Source organism: Streptomyces sp. SAI-135, assembly GCF_029893805.1.
Lineage (GTDB): Bacteria > Actinomycetota > Actinomycetes > Streptomycetales > Streptomycetaceae > Streptomyces.
Genome location: NZ_JARXYP010000002.1, coordinates 2,951,662 through 2,971,571 on the forward strand (window position 1 = coordinate 2,951,662; position 19,910 = coordinate 2,971,571).

The following is a 19,910-nucleotide window of genomic DNA, read 5'->3' on the forward strand; positions in this document are numbered from 1 at the left end:
ACGGGGGTGCGGTGTGTGAGGGGCGCGGTGTGAGTGGGTGGGACCCAGGGCGTCCCGAAGGGCGTACTGCCCGCCCCTTAGGCTTCCCGTACCGGACGACTGGAAGGAACACCCCATGGCCGCGGCCCCCAAGCCCGAGATCCTCGCCGCCTTCGAGGCGGCCAAGGGGTTCATGCCCGTCGGTGAGGGGCTGGCCCTTTACGAGGCCGCTCTGGAGGCCGGGCGGCTCGGGTTGCCGTTGCTGGAGGTCGGTACGTACTGCGGCCGGTCCGCGATCCTGCTCGGGGACGCGGCCCGCGAGGCCGGCGTGGTCGCGCTGACCGTCGACCACCACCGGGGCAGCGAGGAGCAGCAGCCGGGGTGGGAGTACCACGACCCGGAGACCGTGGACCCCGAGCTCGGGGTGATGGACACGCTGCCGACCTTCCGCAGGACGCTGTACCGGGCCGGACTGGAGGAGCACGTGGTCGCCCTCGTCGGGCGGTCCCCGCAGATCGCGAAGGTCTGGGGCTCCCCCCTCGGCCTGGTCTTCGTCGACGGCGGCCACACCGACGAGCACGCGAACGCCGACTACGAGGGCTGGGTCCCCCACCTGGCCGAGGGCGGCCTGCTCGTCATCCACGACGTGTTCCCGGAGCCGGAGGACGAGTTCACCGGCCAGGCGCCCTACCGCATCTACCTCCGGGCCCTCGCCTCCGGCGCCTTCACCGAGATCTCCGCGACCGACACGCTGCGGGTGCTGCGGCGGACGCGGGCCGGGAACTGAGAGCGAGGTGCCCGGGTGACGATCGCGGCCGACACGCCCAGGGCTGCCCGGTCCGGCGACGGACGACTCCGCCCCGTGGACACCGGAGCGATGTGCACGGGCGTCGAACCGTCCGGACCAGGTGTCCGCAGTGACCGGGCTCGGGTCCAGGACTCACTGGTGAGGAACGGTTAGAGTCGCAGACGTGTCGTACGCAGGCCCTGAATTCGGTTCCCCCCAGCCCCGCCGTCGCCGCCCCCTGACGGTCGCCCTCGCCGTGCTCGTGCCGGGCGCGCTGCTCGGGTGGCTGGTGTACGAGGGAGTGGGCGGGGCGGCCGACGGCAACGGGACGCCCGCCGCGGCGAGTGCGCGGGCGAGTGCACCGCCGGCCGCCTCCTCCACCACCGTCGAGGACAAGAAGCCCCTCGCCTCCCTCAAGGGCAAGGTCGTCGTCATCGACCCCGGGCACAACGTCAGCAACTTCCGGCACACGGCCGAGATCAGCCGCAAGGTCGACATCGGTACGCACCGCAAGGAGTGCGACACCACGGGGACGTCCACCAACTCCGGTTACGCGGAAGCCGAGTTCACCCTCGACGTCGCCCACCGGCTGCGCACCCTGCTGGAGGGGAAGGGCGCGACGGTGCGACTGACGCAGGACGGCGACCGGCCCTACGGCCCCTGCGTGGACGAGCGCGCCCGGATCGGCAACAGCGCGCAGGCCGACGCGGTGGTGTCGATCCACGCGGACGGCGCAGGCGCCGGGCAGCGCGGCTACCACGTGATCCTCCCGGGCCGCGTCCACCAGGGCATCGCCGACACCCGCCCGATCGTCGCCCCCTCCGCCGAACTCGGCGAGCTCGTCGCGCACGACTTCGGCCGCGTGACGGGCACCGCCCCCTCCAACTACATCGGCGACGGCACCGGCCTGGACACCCGCACCGACCTGGGCGGCCTCAACCTGTCAAAGGTTCCCAAGGTGTTCATCGAATGCGGCAACATGCGCGACAGCAAGGACGCGACCCTGCTCACCAGCGGGACCTGGCGCCAGAAGGCCGCGCAAGGAATCTCTGAGGGCATCGTGAGTTTCCTGCGCGGGTGACGGTCCGCGCGTGGATCCCGTCGTACGCTGCGTCCGTTCGGACGATAGGGTCTACCGACGACGAGACGACCTACGAAGGACTTGAAGTGAATATCCGCTCCCTCACTCGAGGCGACGGCGTGGTGATCGGTGCAGCGGTGTTGCTGTTCATCGCGTCGTTCCTTGATCTGTACTCGGTCGACGGAGCCCCCGACGACGCCGACCTCCCCAGCGCCTGGGCGAGCGGTCCGGTCGTGATGGGGGTTGTGCTCGCGGGCATCATCGGCGCCGCCCTCGTCGTCGTGTCGCGCGGCATGCAGCTGCCCAAGCCGGCGGGCCTCGACCTCGGCCAGGTCGGCATCGCGTTCACGATCTTCGCCGCCTGGAGCGCGCTCGGGAACGTCTTCGACCCGCTGAGCGCCGCGGACTACGGCTCCAGTTCGGACACCGTCAGCGCCGGCGTCGGCCTGATCCTCGCTCTCGTCGCCACCGTGGTGATGGCCGGCGCCGCCGTCGCCACCCCGCTCGTCCCCGCGTTGCAGGCCGGTCTCGTCCCGGCCCCCAAGCCGCCCCAGCCGCAGCCCTACGGCGCCCAGCCGCCCGGTGGTTACGGCTACCCGGGCGCCCAGCAGCCCGGCCAGCCGGGTCAGCCGGGTCAGCACGGGCAGCAGCCGTACGGCGGTCAGCCGCAGCCGGGCCAGCCCTTCGGCGCTCAGCCGCAGCCGCAGGCGCAGGCCCCGCAGCCGCCGGCCGCGGAGTTCTCGCCGTTCTGGTTCGCCGTGCCGGTGCCGCGTCCGCTGTTCGCGGAGGACGGTTCGCCGACGCCGATCGCCGAACTGGCGCCCGGCACCTGGTACTTGGCGGTCGAGCAGCGCGGTCCTGGCCTGGTCGCCCAGACGCAGGACGGCCGCCGCGGGGTGCTGCAGGACACGAGCGGCATCCAGCGCGGCTGAGCCCTTCGAGGTCGCAGGACGGCCCCTCGCCCTTCCGGGCGGGGGGCCGTTGCCGTACATTCGCGAGCGGTCCCGAAGAGCTGACGTACCGTCAGGAGGCGTTGTGCGACTCGGCCTTGCGCTCGGTTACTGGGGTCGCGGCCCCTCCCCCGACCAGGTGCCGCTGGCCCAGGAGGCGGAGCGGCTCGGCTACCACTCGGTGTGGACGGCCGAGTCGTGGGGTTCGGACGTGTTCACCCCGCTCACCTGGATCGCGGCACGGACCTCGACGATCAGGCTGGGTACGGCGGTTGCGCAGATGGCCGCCCGGTCACCCACCACGACCGCCATGCACGCCCTCACCCTGGACCATCTCTCCGGGGGGCGGGTCATGCTCGGTCTCGGTCTGTCGGGTCCGCAGGTCGTCGAGGGCTGGTACGGCCGGCCGTTCCCCAAGTCGCCGCTGACCGCGACCCGGGAGTACGTCGACGTCGTACGGCAGGTGCTGCGGCGGGCGGCGCCGGTCGAGGTGGACGGCCGCTTCCACCCGTTGCCGTACCGGGGTGCGGACGGCACGGGTCTGGGCAAGCCGCTGAAGCCGATCACCCATCCGCTGCGCGCCGATCTGCCGATCCTGCTGGGGGCCGAGGGCCCGAGGAACATCGCCCAGACCACCCGGATCGCCGACGGCTGGCTGCCGTTGTACTGGTCGCCGAACCGGCCCGAGGTGTACGAGGCCTCGCTCGCCGAAGCGCCGGAGGGCTTTCTCGTCGCACCCATGGCCCAGGTGCGGGTGTGCGACGACGTGGCCGAGGGGCTGCTGCCGGTCAAGACGATGCTCGGCTTCTACATCGGCGGGATGGGCCACGCGGCCCGCAACTTCCACGCCGATCTGATGGCCCGTATGGGATACGAGGAACAGGCGCGCAGGATCCAGCGGTTGTTCCTCGAAGGCCGTCGCGAGGAGGCGGTGCTCGCCGTGCCGGACGCGTTCGCCGACGAGATCTCCCTGGTCGGTCCGCGTGAACGCATCGCCGAGCGGCTTCAGTCGTGGCGCAAGGGGCCGGTGACGGATCTGCTGGCGCTGGCCCCGGACCGGGAGTCGCTGCGGGTGCTGGCGGAGCTCAACGCGTGACGCCAGGTTTCACCGGAGAAATCGCGGCCATTCGAACACCATGTCCACTCATACGCGACGTGGTGCCAACTCAGCCGGGACGGTCATAGCGGTCGTCGCCGACATCATGGCCCTCATCCTGGGCCTGTGGATCCTGATGTACCTGCTGGACGCCAACCGTGCGAACGACTTCGTGCAGTTCATCCACGACGCCGCTCGCTGGCTCGCCGGCTGGTCCTACGACCTGTTCACGTTCGACGAGGCCTGGGCCCGAGTAGTGGCCGGCTACGGCCTCGCAGCGGTGGTCTACCTCTTCGTGGGCCACGCGATCGCCAACAGGGCTCACCGTCACTGACACGCCGACGGACGGGGCCGAGCTCTCAGACGCAGCAGTCCGGGTCCAGCCCCAGGGGCAGGCGGTCACCGCCGAACACCGCACAGGTGGCCTCGTGGCCACCCAGCGCGGCGACGGCCAGGAGCAGCGAGCCCGCTGTCCAGGTGGTCAGCTCCTGGGGCCACACCGCCCCGTCCTCGAACACGTAACCGGTCCAGTACAACCCGCTGTCCGGGTCCCGCAGGTGCTGGATCGACTGGAGGATCTCCAGGGCGCGGTCGGACTCGCCGGTGACCCACAGGGCCAGCGCGAGTTCGGCCGACTCCCCTCCCGTCACCCACGGGTTGGGCACGACACAGCGCACGCCCAGGCCGGGCACGACGAACCGCTCCCAGCCCTCCTCGATACGGGACTTGGCCTCGACGCCGGTCAACGCGCCGCCCAGGACCGGGTAGTACCAGTCCATGGAGTAGCGGTCCTTGTCGAGGAAGCGCTCGGGGTGCCGGCGGATCGCGTGCCGCAGCGCCCCGACCGCCAACTCCCAGTCGGGCTGCGCCTCTTCACGCTGCTCGGCGATAGCGAGCGCACACCGCAGCGCGTGGTGGATGGAGGAGGACCCGGTGAGCAGTCCGTCGGTGACGGGCCTGCCGTCGTCCTCCCGCTTCCACCCGATCTGCCCACCCGGCTGCTGGAGCCCCAGCACGAACTCCATCGCGGCGTACACCGTCGGCCACATCCGGTCGAGGAAGGTGTCGTCGCCGGTGGACAGGTAGTGGTGCCACACTCCTACGGCTATGTAGGCGACGAAGTTGGTCTCGCGCCCGCGGTCGGTGACCTCCGCGAAGTGCCCGTCCTGGTATGCGGCGTACCAGGATCCGTCCTCGTTCTGGTGGCGGGCGAGCCACTCGTAGGCGCGCTCGGCCGCCTCGTGCTCGCCGGCCGCGTCCAGGGCCATGGCGGCCTCGGTGTGGTCCCACGGGTCGAGGTGGTGCCCGCGGAACCACGGGATCGCCCCGTCCTCCCGCTGCACGGCCAGGATCCCGGCGACGGTCTCGGCGGCCTGCTCGGCGGTGAGGACCCCGGGCAGGACGAGGTGTTCTGTCCGGGGGGTCGTCACTTGGCGTCCACCCGGGGCAGGTGCGGCTTGGTGGCGTAGGCCACGAAACTCTTGCCGATCAGCGGGTTCAGCGCCTGCTCGGCGATCCGGGTGGCCAGCGGTTTCTTCATGATGTCCCAGACCAGCAGCTTGTGGTACGCCTGCACGGGCAGCGCCTTGTCGTTGTCGACGCCGAACGCGCACTTCAGCCACCAGTACGGGGAGTGCAGGGCGTGCGCGTGGTGGGTGCCGTAGGGCTTCAGGCCGGCCTCGCGGATCTTGGCGAGCAGTTCGTCCGCCTTGTAGATGCGGATGTGGCCGCCCTCGACCTCGTGGTAGGCGTCGGACAGGGCCCAGCAGACCTTCTCGGGGCCGTAGCGCGGGACGGTGATCGCGATCCGGCCGCCCGGCTTGAGCACCCGGACCATCTCGGCGAGGACGCCCTTGTCGTCCGGGATGTGTTCCATGACCTCGGAGATGATCACGACGTCGAAGGACTCGTCGGGGAAGGGGAGGGCCAGCGCGTCGCCCTCCATGGCCGTCGCGGTGGCGCCCTCGGGGGCCTCCCCGGCCTCCTTCATCGCCGCGAACCACTTGGCGACCTCGCGGATCTCGTCGGCGTTCTGGTCCAGGGCCACGACCTGCGCGCCGCGCCGGTAGCACTCGAAGGCGTGCCGGCCGGCCCCGCAGCCGAGGTCCAGGACGCGGTCGCCCGGCGCGAGCGGGAACCTGGAGAAGTCGACGGTCAGCACGTGGCCCTGCTTTCGGGATAGACACCGGTGTCAGTGGTGGAGGCTGCGGGGGCAGCGGGGGCAGCGGTCTGCGAGGAGGCGGCGGACACGGCGCTGTTCGATGCGGCGGGTCCGACGACGGCACCCGCCGCACCGCCCTCCCCCACCACGGGTCCCGCGGCCGGCCCCCGATCCGCGGCGACGGGGCGACCGTGGTCCGGTGCCGAGGAGCGACCGTCGTCGGCAGCCGCCGAGCCGGCCGACTCGGCGGCTGCCGAACGGGGCGGGGCCGCGGAGCGAGCGTGGTCCGATGCCGCCGGACGGGCCGGGGCCACGGAGCGAGCGTGGTCCGATGCCGCCGGACGGGCCGGGGCCACGGAGCGAGCGTGGTCCGATGCCGCCGGACGGGCCGGGGCCACGGAGCGAGCGTGGTCCGATGCCGCCGGGCGGGCCGGGGCCGCGGAGCGAGCGTGGTCCGGTACGGCCGGAGGGGCGCGGTGGGCGCTCGCCGAGTCGGCCGCGTCTGCTGCCGGGCGGGGCGGGGTTGTCGAACCGTCGTGGTGCGGAGCGCCCGCGTGAACCGGGGGCGTCAGGTCCGCGTGGTCCGGTGCGCCCGCGCGGGTCGGGGGCGTCGGGTCGGTGTGGTGCACAAGACCTGAGCGGGGTGCGGTCGTTGTCGAGCGGGACACGGTGCCCGGCCCGGCGGCAGCCATGGCCTCGCGGTACCTCGTCACCGTTCCCTCGGCCGCGCGGGCCCAGGTGAAGCGGGCGAGCACGCGTTCGCGTCCCGCCGCCCCGAGGCGGGCCCGCAGATCCGGGTCGCCCAGCAGCCGGCTCAGCGCCACCGCGAGGGCGCCGGAGTCTCCCGGCGGCACCGCGAGGCACGTCTCGCCGTCGCGGCCGGCGACCTCGGGGATCGCGCCGCCCGTCGTGGCGACCAGCGGGGTGCCGGTCGCCATCGCCTCGGCGGCCGGAAGGGAGAAGCCCTCGTAGAGCGACGGCACGCAGGCGACCTCCGCCGAGCGGACCAGGTCGACCAGTTCGGCGTCCGAGATGCCCTTGACGAAGTCGACGGCGCCTTCGAGGCCGTAGCGCTCGATCGCGGTGGCGACCGGGCCCTCCGTGGGCCGCTTGCCCACGACGACGACATGCGCACCGGGGTGTTCCGTGCGCACCTTCGCGAGCGCCTCGACGAGGAAGACCAGACCCTTGAGGGGGACGTCCGCGCTGGAGGTCGTGACGATCCGGCCGGGGACCACCGGCACGGCGGGATCCGGCGAGAACTGGTCCGTGTCGGCGCCGATGTGGACGACGTGGATCCGGTCGTCGCGCACGCCCAGGTGGTCGACGATCTCCTGGCGGGAGGTGCCGGAGACGGTGAGCACGGACGGCAGCCGGCGGGCCACGCGCTTCTGCATGCGGGTGAAGGCGTACCAGCGCCGCTTGGACAGCCGCTGCTGCCAGCCCTCGGCCGCGTCCAGCTCCAACTGCCGGTCCACGGTGATGGGGTGGTGGATGGTCGTCACCAGCGGCGCGCCGACGTCGCCCAACAGGCCGTAGCCGAGCGTCTGGTTGTCGTGGATCACGTCGAACTCACCGCTGCGGGCCCGGAGATGGCGTCGGGCCCGCAGGGAGAAGGTGAGCGGCTCGGGGAAGCCGCCGGTCCACATCGTGGCGACTTCCAGGGCGTCGATCCAGTCGCGGAACTCGTCGCGCCGCGGGGTGCGGAAGGGGTCCGGGGAGCGGTAGAGGTCCAGGCTCGGCAGCTCGGTCAGGCTCAGACCGTCGTAGCCAGGGTCGAGGACCGGGTAGGGCTGGGAGCCGATCACCTCGACGCGGTGGCCCAGGCGGGCCAGTTCGCGCGAGAGGTGCCGTACGTAGACGCCCTGGCCGCCGCAGAACGGGTTCCCTTTGTAGGTGAGGAGCGCGATACGGAGCGGTCGCTCGCCGTCGGCGGCCGGGTCCTTCGAGGGCCCGGCCTGACTGGCCTCAGCGGTCACTCTGGGCCCCCTTCTGCCTGCACTGTCCCGCGAGATTACGACGAGACGGTAATCTAGAACAAGTTTCAGACTTGATCGTTCAGGAGGCTCTGAATCTACCGGCAGGTAGGGGTCCTGTGAGCGGTGGATCAGGTGATTCACGCCACGAACGCCGCGACCGCGCCACGGCCCGGCGCCCTGCCATGCTGTGTGATCGCGAGCCCTCACGGACTGTCACGGAAGCCAAGGTGGACAAGGTGGCCAAGCCGGCCGGAGTGGAAGCCAGTACCGCGCGACCCGACGCGCCACCCCTGACGGAGCGGCAGGAGGCGCGCAGGCGCCGCATCCTGCACGCGAGCGCGCAGCTGGCGAGCCGCGGCGGGTTCGACGCGGTGCAGATGCGGGAGGTCGCGGAGTCCTCGCAGGTGGCGCTCGGCACGCTCTACCGCTACTTCCCCTCCAAGATCCATCTGCTGGTCGCCACCATGCAGGACCAGCTGGAACACATGCACGGCACGCTCCGCAAGAAGCCCCCGCAGGGCGAGACGGCGGCCGAGCGGGTCGCGGAGACGCTGATGCGCGCCTTCCGTGCCCTGCAGCGCGAGCCGCACCTGGCCGACGCGATGGTCCGCGCGCTGACCTTCGCGGACCGCAGTGTGAGCCCGGAGGTCGACCAGGTCTCCCACCAGACCACGCTGATCATCCTGGACGCCATGGGACTTCAGGACCCGACGCCCGAGCAGCTCTCCGCGGTCCGGGTCATCGAGCACACCTGGCACTCGGCCCTGATCACCTGGCTCTCGGGCCGCGCCTCCATCGCCCAGGTGAAGATCGACATCGAGACGGTCTGCCGCCTGATCGACCTCACGGAACCCCGGCCCTGACGGAGCCCGGAGCGTACGCCGACAGGTGAACGACCTACGAGACGGGTTCCCTTCGCCGGGATGGTCCGGGCCAGGTCCATGGAGGTCGCCGTCGAGTCTTCCCGCTGCTCTCTGGCCTCTCAGCCCGACCGTCGACGTCGGCCCCGGCGGAAACTCTCGCATCTCGCCCGAGTCGGCTACTCCGGTCGGACTCCCTCACTCGTCTCGTAGGCCTACGTCCAGAGTAGAACGCCCATACGGGAATGAAACCCCCTGAACCATGATTTTCCGGCGCTCTACTCCTCCGGCGGGAACACCGGCTCCCCGCTCCCCAGGAGCGTGATCATGATGGCCTCGACCGGGCAGTTCTCGGCCGCCGCCAGGATCCTCTCGTTGGCGTCGGTCTCCCGGTCGGCGGGGTGGGACTGGCGGGCCGTGTCCAGGCGGAAGCCGTCGGGGGCGGCGTGCACGCACTGGGCGGAGCCGATGCACAGGGAGCGGTCCACCTCGACGCGCCAGCGGTCTGCCGACCGCACGCCCGACTCCGCTCGCGCGGGATGCACCTCCATCCGCTCACGCCTCCCAGCCGGCCGGAAGATGGATCATCTTGTGCTCCAGGTACTCGCCGTATCCCTCCGGGCCGAACTCCCGTCCCAGGCCGGAGTTCTTGTAGCCGCCGAAGGGGCCGAGCATGTCGAGGCTGAAGGTGTTGACGGAGTAGGTGCCGGTACGGACCTGGCGGGCCACCTCGATGCCGCGTTCCACGTCGGCCGTCCACACGCTGCCGGAGAGGCCGTAGTCCGAGTCGTTGGCGATCTTCACGGCCTCGGTCTCGTCACCGTAGGGCAGCAGGCAGATCACGGGGCCGAAGATCTCCTCCCGGGCGATCCGCATGGAGTTGTCGACGTCCCCGAAGAGCGTCGGCTCCACGTACCAGCCGCGGTCCAGGCCGGCCGGACGCCCGCCGCCGGTGAGGATCTTCGCGCCCTCCTCCTGGCCGATCCTGATGTAGTCGAGGTTGCGGCGCTGCTGGCGTTCGGCGACCAGGGGGCCGACCTGGGTGGCCGGGTCGAGCGGGTCGCCGACGACCAGGGAACTCGCCGCCGCGGCCAGGGCTTCGGCGAACTCGTCGTAGCGGGAGCGCGGGAGCAGGATGCGGGTCTGGGCCACACAGGCCTGCCCATTGTTCATCCAGGCGGACGGGACGATCCCGGCGACGGCCGCCTCCACGTCCGCGTCCGGCAGGACGACCGCGGCCGACTTCCCGCCCAACTCCAGTGTCACGCGGGTGAGGTTGCGGGCGGCGACCTCCATCACGCGCTTGCCCGCCCCCACCGAACCGGTGAAGGAGACCTTGTCGATCCCCGGATGCCCGACCAGGTACTCGCTCACCTCGCGGTCGGCCGGGAGGATGGACAGCACGCCCTCGGGAAGTCCGGCCTCCCTGGTGATCTCGGCCAGGATGTACGCGTCCAGCGGCGACTCGGGCGACGGCTTGAGCACCACCGTGCAGCCGGTGAGCAGCGCGGGCGCGAGCTTGGCGGCGGCGACGAACTGCGGGACGTTCCAGGGCACCACGGCGGCCACGACCCCCACCGGTTCACGGCGGACGAGGATGCGGCCGAGGACTCCGTCGCGCCGCTCCTCGTAGGTGAAGTTCCGGGCGACGGTGATCGCCGAGTCCCAGACCATCATCGCGCCCAGGGCCTGCGCGAGGACGCTCCAGGAGTAGGGGGAGCCGTTCTCGGAGGAGATCACGCGGGCGATCTCCTCGTGCCGTACCGCGATGGCGTCCTTGATCCTGGTGACGACCTCGATGCGCTCGTCGAGCGTCATCCGCGGCCAGGGGCCCTCGTCGAAGGCGGTGCGGGCGGCGGCGACGGCCGCGTCCACGTCCGCCCGGGAGGCATGCGGCACCCGTCCGATGACCTCCTGGGTGTGCGGGGAGATCACCTCGATGACGTCCTCGCCCAGGGGGTCGGTCAACTCCCCGCCGATGAACAGCTGTCCGTGTTCCACGAGCTCGGTCATGGCGAACGCCTCCCAGGGGCGGCTTGCTGACGAACCATCAGATACGGAACTGATACCAGTTCCACTCCGAGGAGTCCACGGGCCGTGCGTCGCGCGCATTGGTGACCTCGGGCTACCGTCGAAACCCGTTCTAGTTATAGTGGCCGGAACGCGGTGATTGGGGAGCTCATGGCGCAGGTGCACGACCATGGTGGAGGCGTCCGGTCCGTCCAGGTGCCCATCCCCGACAACCCCCTCGGCCACACGCTCGTCTACGTCGTCGACACCGACCGGGGTCCGGTGCTGGTGGACACCGGCTGGGACGACCCGGCCTCCTGGGACACCCTCGCCGAGGGGCTGACGGCGTGCGGGACCGACGTCGGCGAGATCCACGGCGTCGTCATCACCCACCACCACCCCGACCACCACGGCCTCTCCGGGCAGGTCCGCGAGGTCTCCGGCGCCTGGATCGCGATGCACGCGGCGGACTCCGCGATCGTGCGGCGCACCCGGGAGACCCGGGCCGAGCGCTGGTTCACCTACATGACGGCCAAGCTGGTGGCCGCGGGCGCCCCCGAGGAACACGTGGCCCCTCTGCGCACCGCCCGCCGTCGCCGACTCCCGGGCTTCTCCCCCGCGTTGCCCGACCGCGAGATCGTCCCCGGCGAACTCCTCGACCTCCCCGGCCGCAGGCTCCGGGCGATCTGGACGCCCGGACACACGCCGGGTCACGTGTGCCTGCACCTGGAGGAGGAGCACCCGGAGCAACTCCCTGGCCGCGGACGCCTGTTCTCCGGCGACCACCTGCTCCCCGAGATCACCCCGCACATCGGCCTGTACGAGGACCCCGACGACGCCACCGTCACCGACCCCCTCGGCGACTACCTCGACTCCCTGGAGCGCATCGGCCGCCTCGCCCCCGCCGAGGTGCTCCCGGCCCACCAGCACGTCTTCACCGACGCGAGCGCCCGGGTCCGGGAACTGCTCGACCACCACGAGGAACGCCTCACCGACCTGCGCTCCCTCCTCGCCGAGCCCCTCACCCCCTGGCAGCTCGCCGAGCGCATGGAGTGGAACCGGCCGTGGGACCAGATCCCCTACGGATCACGGAACATCGCGGTCTCGGAGGCCGAGGCGCATCTGCGGCGGCTGGTGAAGCTGGGGCGGGCGGAGGCGGTGCCGGGGAGCGATCCGGTGACGTACGTGGCGGCCTGAGGGCACGGGCGGCTCCGCACAGGCGACTCCCAGGCACTTCCCTACGGGCGAGTACAGTGGCCAGGTCGTCATCACACCCGTACGGGGGAAAGCCGGTGCAATTCCGGCGCTGACCCGCAACCGTGAACCGCCTCCCAGGGCGGTGAGCCGGACTGCCCCGCACGGTTCGTGACCGGCTCACGCGCATCGGCGACCGGCCGGTGCGGGCACCGTCGAGGTATACGGAGCCGAGCCGCCCGGGGGTCCTCCCGCGCTGCCCGGCTCTCCGCAGGGAGAAGGGCATCCGCCGATCATGAACGTCCGCCGCAGCGCCGCCGTCCTGGCCGCCACCGTCGTGATCGGCACGGCCGCACCCGCCGTCGCCGCCTCACCGTCCCCCTCGCCGTCCCTGCCCGCGGGGCTGTACGGCAGCGGCGACCCCACCTACGACGGGGTCTGGCGGCAGTCGTTCGCGCTCATCGCCCTGCACCGGGCGCACACGGAGCCCGCGGCCGCGGCCGTCGACTGGCTGGCCGGGCAGCAGTGCGAGAGCGGGGCGTTCCCGGCGTTCCGGGCGAACCCGGCCAAGGCCTGCGACGCCAAGCTGATGGTCGACACCAACAGCACGGCCGCGGCCGCCCAGGCCCTGTCCGCGGTCGGCGGACACGGCACCGCGGTCACGAAGGCGGTGAACTGGCTGAAGTCCGTCCAGAACAAGGACGGCGGCTGGGGCTTCACCCCGGGCGGCGCCAGCGACGCCAACTCGACGTCCGTGGTCATCGGCGCGCTCGCCACCCAGGACGTCCCCGTCCCGAAGGTCCGCGCCGGCGCGCAGTCGCCCTACGACGCCCTGCTGAGGCTGTCCCTGCCGTGTGCCGACGGAGGCGCGTTCGCCTATCAGCCGGACAAGAAGGGCAAGCTCACCGCCAACGCGGACGCGACGGCGGCGGCCGTCGTCGCCGCGCGCGGAGCGGGACCGCTGACGGCGAAGGCCGGCGCCCCGAGCGAGAGCACCTGCGCCGACGCACCGGACCTCACCCCCGCGAGGGCCGCGGCCAACGGAGCCTCCTTCCTCGCCGAGGAGGTCGCGAAGGACGGCTACCTGAAGTCCGCCCTCCCCGGTGCCGGGAACCAGCCCGACCACGGCAACACGGCGGACGCCGTCGTCGCACTCGCCGTACAGGGCGGTCCCCAGGCCGCCCGCAAGCCCCTGGCGTGGCTGGAGCGGAACTCCGCGAAGTGGGCCCGGCAGAACGGCCCGGCGGCCTACGCCCAGCTGATCCTCGCCGCCGAGGCGGCCGGCGCCGACCCGGGCGACTTCGGCGGCACGGACCTGGTGAAGCAGCTGACCGCGACGGGACCGGCGACGGAAACCGCGTCCCAGGACGACTCCGGCACCTCCGTCTGGTGGATGGTCGGCACGGGTCTCGCCGCCGGCGCGGGCATCGGTTTCCTGCTCAGCAGCCGCAACAGGAGGAAGCAGCCGTGACGACCCGTCGGGCGGTCCTCCTCTCCCTCCTGGCCGGCCTCCTCCTGACCGTGGCGAGCCCGGCCCACGCGACGGGCTACCGCTACTGGTCCTTCTGGGACCGCACCGGGGCGACCTGGACCTACGCCACCCAGGGCCCCTCGACCACCGTCCCCTCCGACGGTGACGTCCAGGGTTTCCGCTTCGCGGTGAGCGAGGACTCGGCGGACGCCGACAAGCCCCGCGGGACCGCGTCGTTCTCGGCGATCTGCGCGGACACGCCCGCGCGGGACGGCCGTAAGCGGGTGGCCCTGGTCCTCGACTTCGGTACGGCGTCGGACGCCCCGGCCGGCGAGACACCCCCGGCGGGCCGCACCGCGTGCGCGTCGGTGCCCCGGGACGCGACCACGGCGGAGGCTCTGGCGTCGGTCGCCGAACCCCTCCGGTACAACGCGAACGCCCTGTTGTGCGCGGTCTCCGGGTATCCGCGGACGGGGTGCGGGGAGCCGGTCGCGGAGAAGGGGACCGGTTCGGAGAAGGGGACCGGTTCGGAGAAGAACACGTCGGGCTCCGGCCCGTCCGTGGGCCTGTTCGCCGGGGCGGGGGCGGTCGCTGTCCTGGGCGCGGCGGCGGTGTGGCAGGCGAGGCGGCGCAGGAATGCCCCGTAGCCCGGGCGTCCCGCCCGCCTCCCTGCACCCCGGCGCCTGGTGGCTGTGGTCCCTGTCCCTCGGGATCGCGGCCACCCGCACCACCAACCCCCTCCTCCTCGCCCTCCTCGTCGCCGTCTCCGCCTACGTGGTGGTGAGCTGCCGCCGGAACACCCCCTGGTCCCGCTCGTATGCCGCGTTCCTCAAGCTCGCCCTCGCCGTGCTCCTCGTCCGGCTCCTCTTCACGATCGTGCTCGGTTCCCCCGTACCGGGCACCCATGTGCTCGTCACCCTGCCCGAACTGCCCCTCCCCGACTGGGCCCAGGGCATCCGCCTGGGCGGCCGGGTCACCGCGGAGTCCCTGGTCTTCGCCCTCTACGACGGCCTCAAACTGGCCACCCTCCTCGTCTGCGTCGGCGCTGCGAACGCCCTCGCCGACCCGCACCGCCTCCTCAAGTCCCTCCCCGGAGCCCTCTACGAACTCGGCGTGGCGGTCGTGGTGGCCCTGACCTTCGCCCCCCATCTCATCGCCGACGTCCAGCGCCTGCGCGCCGCCCGCCGCCTCCGCGGCCGCCCGGACACCGGCCTCCGCGGTCTCCTCCAGGTCGGACTGCCGGTCCTGGAGGGCGCGCTGGAACGCTCGGTCGCCCTCGCAGCGGCGATGGACGCCCGCGGCTACGGCCGTACGGCCGAGGTCCCGCCCGCGGTCCGCCGTACGACCAGCGCGCTCACCCTCGGCGGGCTGCTCGGGGTGTGCGCGGGAACGTACGGACTGCTCACGGCCGAGGGCGGCACGTACGGCTTCCCCGTGCTCCTCGCCGGTCTCACGGCGGCCCTCGCGGGTCTGCGTCTGGGCGGTCGCCGCACCCCGCGCACCCGTTACCGCCCGGACCGCTGGACCGGCAGGTCCCTGTTGGTCGCCGGTTCCGGCGCGGCCGTGGCGGCGGCGATGTTCCTCGCGGGGGCGGCCGATCCGGCCGCCCTGCACCCCGGTGTGGTGCCGCTCGTCGCCCCTTCCCTGCCGCTCCGGCCGGCCGCGGCGGTCCTCCTGGGTCTCCTGCCGGCCTTCCTCGCCCCCGCCCCCAAGGAGCCGTCGCCGTGATCCGCTTCGAGGACGTCTCCGTGACCTACGACGGGGCGCCCGGACCCACCGTCCGGGGCGTCGACCTCGACGTGCCCGAGGGTGAACTCGTGCTGCTCGTGGGGCCGTCGGGGGTGGGCAAGTCCACGATCCTCGGCGCGGTCGGCGGGCTCGTGCCGCACTTCACCGGCGGCACCCTGCGCGGCCGGGTCACGGTGGCCGGCCGCGACACCCGCACCCACAAGCCGCGCGAACTGGCCGACGTGGTCGGCACGGTGGGCCAGGATCCGCTGTCCCACTTCGTGACGGACACCGTGGAGGACGAACTCGCTTACGGCATGGAGTCGTTGGGCCTGCCGCCGGCGGTGATGCGCCGCCGGGTGGAGGAGACCCTGGACCTGCTGGGCCTGGCTCCCCTGCGGGACCGTCCCCTGGCCACCCTCTCCGGCGGTCAGCAGCAGCGCGTGGCGATCGGCTCGGTCCTCACCCCGCACCCCGGCGTCCTGGTCCTGGACGAACCGACCTCGGCCCTCGACCCCGCGGCGGCGGAGGAGGTCCTGGCCGTGCTCCAACGCCTGGTCCACGACCTCGGCACCACGATCCTCATGGCCGAACACCGCCTGGAACGCGTCATCCAGTACGCCGACCAGGTCGCCCTCCTGCGGGCCCCCGGGGAGCCACCGGTCCTCGGCACCCCGGCCGACATCATGGCCGTGTCCCCGGTGTACCCCCCGGTGGTGGACCTGGGCCGCCTGGCGGGCTGGGACCCCCTGCCCCTGACGGTGCGGGACGCGCGGCGCAGGGCGGGGGACCTCAGGGAGCGACTGGCCGTGCGGGCACCGAAGGAGAACGCGCCCGCGGTCGCCGACGGAGGGACGACCGGACAGAACGCACCCGCGGCCGCCGACGGCGAGACGCCCCCACTGGGGCCACCCGCACCCGCACCCGACCACGAAAGCGAAACGGGTGGTGCGGGTGGGAAGCACGGAACGCCCCGCCGAAGGCGGGTGTTCCGCAGCCGCCCAGCCTCCACCCCCGCCTCCACTCCCACCCCCCACCTCGCCGAAACCCGCGCCCTCTCCGTGCGCCGGGCCCACGTCCAGGCCCTGCACGGCATCGACCTCACCATCCACCCCGGCGAGACCATCGCCCTCATGGGCCGCAACGGCGCCGGAAAGTCCACGCTCCTCAACACCCTCGTAGGACTCGTGGCACCGAACAGCGGCACGGTCCGGGTAGGCGGCGCCCAGCCGAACCGCACCGCCCCGCGCGACCTCGTCCGCCGGGTGGGCCTGGTCCCCCAGGAACCCCGCGACCTCCTCTACGCCGACACCGTCGCCGCCGAGTGCCGGGCCGCCGACCAGGACGCCGCGGCCGCCCCCGGTACCTGCCGGGCCCTCGTCTCGGACCTGCTCCCGGGCGTGACCGACGACACCCACCCCCGCGACCTCTCCGAAGGCCAGCGGCTCGCCCTCGCCCTCGCCGTGGTGCTGACCGCCCGCCCGCCCCTCCTGCTCCTGGACGAACCGACCCGCGGCCTGGACTACGCGGCGAAGGCCCGCCTGGTCCGGCTGCTCGGGGAGCTCGCCGCCGCCGGCCACGCGATCGTGCTGGCCACCCATGACGTGGAGCTCGCCGCCGAGCTCGCGCACCGGGTGGTCCTGCTGGCCGAGGGAGAGGTGATCGCCGACGGCCCGGCGGGGGAGGTCATCACCTCCTCGCCCTCCTTCGCCCCGCAGGTCAGCAAGGTCCTCGCCCCGCAGAGGTGGCTGACGGTCGCCCAGGTGAGGCAGGCCCTGTCATGACCCGGGCCGTCCGTCTCGGCCCGCGCTCCGTCCTCGCCCTCGCCCTGGTCAGCGCCGTGGGTGTCGCCGCGTTCGGCTGGCCCTTCCTCGCCCCGCCCGCCTCCCAGGTCGGCAGCCACGCCCAGGACGCCCCCTGGCTCTTCGCCGGGCTGCTCGTCCTGCTCGTCGCGGTGGTCGCCGCGGCGCTCGCGGAGTCGGGGCTGGGGCCGAAGGCCGTGGCGATGCTCGGCGTGCTCGCGGCGACCGGGGCCGCGCTCAGGCCGATCGGTGCGGGCACCGCCGGTATCGAGCCGATGTTCTTCCTGATGGTGCTCAGCGGCCGGGTCCTCGGGCCGGGTTTCGGCTTCGCGCTCGGCAACGTCACGATGTTCGCGTCCGCCCTGCTCACGGGCGGGGTGGGGCCGTGGATGCCGTTCCAGATGCTGGCGATGGGCTGGTTCACGATGGGCGCGGGCCTGCTGCCGGTGCCGGCCCGGACGCGGGGCCGTGCCGAGGTCGGGGTCCTTGCCGCCTACGGCTTCTTCGCCGCCTTCGCCTACGGCACCGCCATGAACATGGCCGGCTGGCCCTTCCTGGGCGCCCTCGCCTCGGACATCGCCTTCGACCCGCACGCGGACGTGCCGGCCAACCTGGCCCGCTTCCTCGCGTACTGCGTGGCCACGTCCCTCGGCTGGGACCTCGGCCGGGCCCTGGTCACCGTCGTCCTGACGCTCACCCTCGGCCCGGCCCTCCTCCGGGGGCTGCGCCGGGCCACCCGCCGTGCGGCCTTCGAGGCCCCGGTCACATTCGAGGCGCCCGAGCGGTGAAGCGCCCCACATGACCCAGCTCACCTACTAAGGGGAACAGTAGGAACATTTCCGACATAACGCCCACACCCCACCCCCTCTGACCTGCGCTTTGAGAGCCGGATCACACGGGTGACCTTTCCCGGCGATTCGACCACAACTAGTAAAAGGGGTCATTGCGGACGCCTTCCGAGCCTGTTTCTCTGGACGACGTCGCACGGCGCCGACAAGCCCACGGGCCTCGGCGCCGACGCATGTCCCCCGGGACCGCGAGCGACACCACCGTCCCCGAAGAAAAGGTTCCTCGTGTCCGTCTCCCGCTTCGCCCGCCGCATCGCTTCCCCGAAGAAGGCCATCACCACCGCCGCGATGGCCGCCGCCACCGCCGGCCTGGTCCTGACCGCGGCGCCGGCCCAGGCGGCCACGACCAACTCGCCCGCCCAGGCCAAGGCCATCGCGCACAAGATGATCCCGAACGCCGCGCAGTACAACGCGTTCAGCAAGATCGTCGAGCACGAGAGCGGCTGGGACGTCGACGCCACCAACGCCTCCTCCGGCGCCTACGGCCTGGTCCAGGCCCTGCCCGGCTCCAAGATGGCCTCGGCCGGCGCCGACTGGAAGACCAACGCCAAGACCCAGATCAAGTGGGGCCTCGACTACATGAACTCCCGCTACGGCAGCCCGACCGCCGCCTGGGCCTTCTGGCAGGCCAACGGCTGGTACTGAGCGGCCGCGCGTCACCGCCGTACGCCGTCGAAGAACCGCACCACCTGGGGGGCCGCCGCCAGGACCGACCCGAAGTGGTCCACGGCCCCCAGTTCGACCACCCGCACCCTCGCTCCCTGACCTGCGAGGGTGCGGGCGCATGTCCGGGTGTTGCCGACGGGCACGTCGGTGTCACCGGTCCCGGCGTACAGCCGCACCGGCACGTCCGGCTTCCAGTCGCAGGTGTGGTCGGCGGCCCGCATCGCGTCCAGCACCGCACCCGAGGGGTGCCGCAGCCGCTCGAAGAAGGCGGGGGTGAGCAGCTGTTCCACCGAGGGCGCGAGTCCTCTGACGACGTCCTCCTGCTCGTGGCTCCCGTCCAGCAGGCGCTCGACCCGGCCCGCGTACGGCTTGCGGAAGACCTCGGAGGGGTCCTTGTAGAGGGGGTGCAGGCGGTTCTGGGCGACCAGCCAGTAAGAGATGTAGAGGACTCCGCTGGTGTCGTTGACCCGGCCGTCGAACAGGGCGGGCATCTCCGTGCCCTCCAGGTCGTACGGGCCGCTGACCGGCGCGAGGGCCGTCAGTCGGAAGTGCCGGTCGGCGCCTGCTTCGAGCGCCTTGCCGAGCGCCATCGCGACCTGGCCGCCCTGTGAGAAGCCCGTCGCGTACACGGCACCGGTCAGCGGGCGGCCGAGCCGCTGCGCGGCCGTCCGCGCGGCCCGCAGCATGTCGACGGAGGCGGTCACGGACGAGGCGGTGTCCAGGTACGGATGCGGGCCGGGCCCCTCACCGAGACCGAGGTAGTCGGGGGCGGCGACCGCCCGGCCCGCGGAGGCGTGCACGTACGACGGCACCCGCCCGAGGTCCTCGCTCACCGAGGGCGCGTAGGCGCGGTCGACCATCGTGCCGTGGGTGTCGGAGACCAGGTCGAGGCGGTGGGAACCGCCCCGGGGAAGCGTCAGCAGCCCGGTCGCGGTGGTGGGTGCCCCGTACGGGTCGACGGTCCGGTACGTCAGCCGGTACGCCCGGACGCCGTACCGCACCACGCCGGTGTCGACGTGCTGCACGGCCAGGAACGACCTGGTCCGCCCGGCGTCCCGGTCGGCGACCGGGACGACGGCGACCAGGTCACCGCGCCGCGTCTGCCGCGTGTGCTCGCTGCCGGCCGCCGCCGGAGCCATGGCGAGTCCGGCGAGCAGCAGGGCCGCCGCCGCGGCGAGCCCCCTGCGCGTGCGCCGGCCCGCCCGTGTCGCAAGGGAGGTGCGCGTCTCGTCACTCATGCACCCGACGCTAGGGACGCGCAGGTCACCCCGACATCCGAGAACCCCCCGCATCCGTGG

General features: G+C 72.7%; 19 protein-coding genes and 1 riboswitch. Of the genes, 13 read left to right on the top strand and 6 right to left on the bottom strand.

All coding sequences use genetic code 11. The annotated features are described in order from the left end of the window. Nucleotides 1-115 precede the first annotated feature (115 nt). The 5 genes from M2163_RS17795 (at nt 116) to M2163_RS17815 (ending at nt 4,227) form a co-directional block, all read left to right on the top strand. Nucleotides 116-766 (top strand): class I SAM-dependent methyltransferase, encoded by a 651-nt coding sequence (locus M2163_RS17795; RefSeq protein ID WP_280894442.1) that lies wholly within the window; start codon nt 116-118, stop codon nt 764-766. 184 nt (nt 767-950) lie between these two features. After that, nucleotides 951-1,847 carry an N-acetylmuramoyl-L-alanine amidase gene (locus tag M2163_RS17800; protein WP_280894443.1) on the top strand — a complete coding sequence of 299 codons (897 nt, stop codon included), beginning with the start codon at nt 951-953 and terminating at the stop codon, nt 1,845-1,847. 86 nt (nt 1,848-1,933) lie between these two features. Continuing rightward, a complete protein-coding gene (locus M2163_RS17805; RefSeq protein ID WP_280851805.1) occupies nt 1,934-2,779 on the top strand; it encodes a DUF5336 domain-containing protein in 846 nt (281 codons plus the stop codon). 103 nt (nt 2,780-2,882) lie between these two features. Further along, nucleotides 2,883-3,893, top strand: a complete 1,011-nt coding sequence (locus M2163_RS17810) for an LLM class F420-dependent oxidoreductase (RefSeq protein ID WP_280851804.1) — start codon at nt 2,883-2,885, stop codon at nt 3,891-3,893. A 40-nt stretch (nt 3,894-3,933) separates the two neighbouring features. Then, nucleotides 3,934-4,227, top strand: coding sequence for a hypothetical protein (locus M2163_RS17815; RefSeq protein ID WP_028807437.1), 294 nt, complete (start codon nt 3,934-3,936; stop codon nt 4,225-4,227). A 25-nt stretch (nt 4,228-4,252) separates the two neighbouring features. Here the strand turns inward: M2163_RS17815 and M2163_RS17820 are convergent, their stop codons facing one another. Genes M2163_RS17820 through M2163_RS17830 form a run of 3 tightly spaced genes read right to left on the bottom strand, consistent with a single transcriptional unit; the run spans nt 4,253 to nt 8,033 of the window. After that, nucleotides 4,253-5,323, bottom strand: coding sequence for a prenyltransferase/squalene oxidase repeat-containing protein (locus M2163_RS17820; RefSeq protein WP_280894444.1), 1,071 nt, complete (start codon nt 5,321-5,323; stop codon nt 4,253-4,255). Further along, nucleotides 5,320-6,054: a class I SAM-dependent methyltransferase gene (locus tag M2163_RS17825; protein ID WP_280851802.1), complete on the bottom strand. Its 735-nt coding sequence runs from the start codon at nt 6,052-6,054 to the stop codon at nt 5,320-5,322. The genes M2163_RS17820 and M2163_RS17825 overlap by 4 nt, the downstream gene beginning before the upstream one ends. Next, entirely contained in the window at nt 6,048-8,033 is a 1,986-nt protein-coding gene (locus tag M2163_RS17830; RefSeq protein WP_280894445.1) for a glycosyltransferase, read from the bottom strand. Before M2163_RS17830 ends, M2163_RS17825 begins: the two co-directional genes overlap by 7 nt. A 227-nt stretch (nt 8,034-8,260) precedes the next feature. Between M2163_RS17830 and M2163_RS17835 the strand changes: the two genes are divergently transcribed. Further along, nucleotides 8,261-8,896, top strand: a complete 636-nt coding sequence (locus M2163_RS17835) for a TetR family transcriptional regulator (protein WP_280851800.1) — start codon at nt 8,261-8,263, stop codon at nt 8,894-8,896. 275 nt (nt 8,897-9,171) lie between these two features. Here M2163_RS17835 and M2163_RS17840 read toward each other — a convergent pair whose 3' ends face one another. Together M2163_RS17840 and M2163_RS17845 are read right to left on the bottom strand one after the other, a co-directional pair. Further along, the gene (locus tag M2163_RS17840) at nt 9,172-9,444 is read right to left on the bottom strand and encodes a ferredoxin (protein ID WP_280894446.1); all 273 of its coding nucleotides are present in this window, start codon (nt 9,442-9,444) and stop codon (nt 9,172-9,174) included. Nucleotides 9,445-9,448: 4 nt separating this feature from the next. Continuing rightward, nucleotides 9,449-10,906 (bottom strand): aldehyde dehydrogenase, encoded by a 1,458-nt coding sequence (locus M2163_RS17845; protein WP_280851798.1) that lies wholly within the window; start codon nt 10,904-10,906, stop codon nt 9,449-9,451. 168 nt (nt 10,907-11,074) lie between these two features. Here M2163_RS17845 and M2163_RS17850 point away from each other — a divergent pair, with 168 nt between their 5' ends. The 7 genes from M2163_RS17850 (at nt 11,075) to M2163_RS17880 (ending at nt 18,591) form a co-directional block, all read left to right on the top strand. Continuing rightward, nucleotides 11,075-12,100, top strand: a complete 1,026-nt coding sequence (locus tag M2163_RS17850; RefSeq protein ID WP_280894447.1) for an MBL fold metallo-hydrolase — start codon at nt 11,075-11,077, stop codon at nt 12,098-12,100. Between the two features lie 45 nt (nt 12,101-12,145). Further along, nucleotides 12,146-12,275: riboswitch (cobalamin riboswitch) on the top strand. A 117-nt stretch (nt 12,276-12,392) separates the two neighbouring features. Next, nucleotides 12,393-13,568: a prenyltransferase/squalene oxidase repeat-containing protein gene (locus M2163_RS17855; RefSeq protein WP_280851796.1), complete on the top strand. Its 1,176-nt coding sequence runs from the start codon at nt 12,393-12,395 to the stop codon at nt 13,566-13,568. Continuing rightward, nucleotides 13,565-14,215, top strand: a complete 651-nt coding sequence (locus M2163_RS17860) for an SCO2322 family protein (RefSeq protein ID WP_280894448.1) — start codon at nt 13,565-13,567, stop codon at nt 14,213-14,215. The genes M2163_RS17855 and M2163_RS17860 overlap by 4 nt, the downstream gene beginning before the upstream one ends. Then, nucleotides 14,205-15,296: a CbiQ family ECF transporter T component gene (locus tag M2163_RS17865; RefSeq protein WP_280894449.1), complete on the top strand. Its 1,092-nt coding sequence runs from the start codon at nt 14,205-14,207 to the stop codon at nt 15,294-15,296. Before M2163_RS17860 ends, M2163_RS17865 begins: the two co-directional genes overlap by 11 nt. After that, a complete protein-coding gene (locus M2163_RS17870; protein ID WP_280894450.1) occupies nt 15,293-17,080 on the top strand; it encodes an ABC transporter ATP-binding protein in 1,788 nt (595 codons plus the stop codon). The genes M2163_RS17865 and M2163_RS17870 overlap by 4 nt, the downstream gene beginning before the upstream one ends. Next, nucleotides 17,077-17,886: an ECF transporter S component gene (locus M2163_RS17875; RefSeq protein ID WP_280851792.1), complete on the top strand. Its 810-nt coding sequence runs from the start codon at nt 17,077-17,079 to the stop codon at nt 17,884-17,886. The genes M2163_RS17870 and M2163_RS17875 overlap by 4 nt, the downstream gene beginning before the upstream one ends. Before the next feature lie 285 nt (nt 17,887-18,171). Then, nucleotides 18,172-18,591, top strand: coding sequence for a transglycosylase SLT domain-containing protein (locus M2163_RS17880; RefSeq protein ID WP_280851791.1), 420 nt, complete (start codon nt 18,172-18,174; stop codon nt 18,589-18,591). A gap of 11 nt (nt 18,592-18,602) precedes the next feature. Here M2163_RS17880 and M2163_RS17885 read toward each other — a convergent pair whose 3' ends face one another. Continuing rightward, nucleotides 18,603-19,850: an alpha/beta hydrolase gene (locus M2163_RS17885; protein WP_280894451.1), complete on the bottom strand. Its 1,248-nt coding sequence runs from the start codon at nt 19,848-19,850 to the stop codon at nt 18,603-18,605. Nucleotides 19,851-19,910 lie beyond the last annotated feature (60 nt).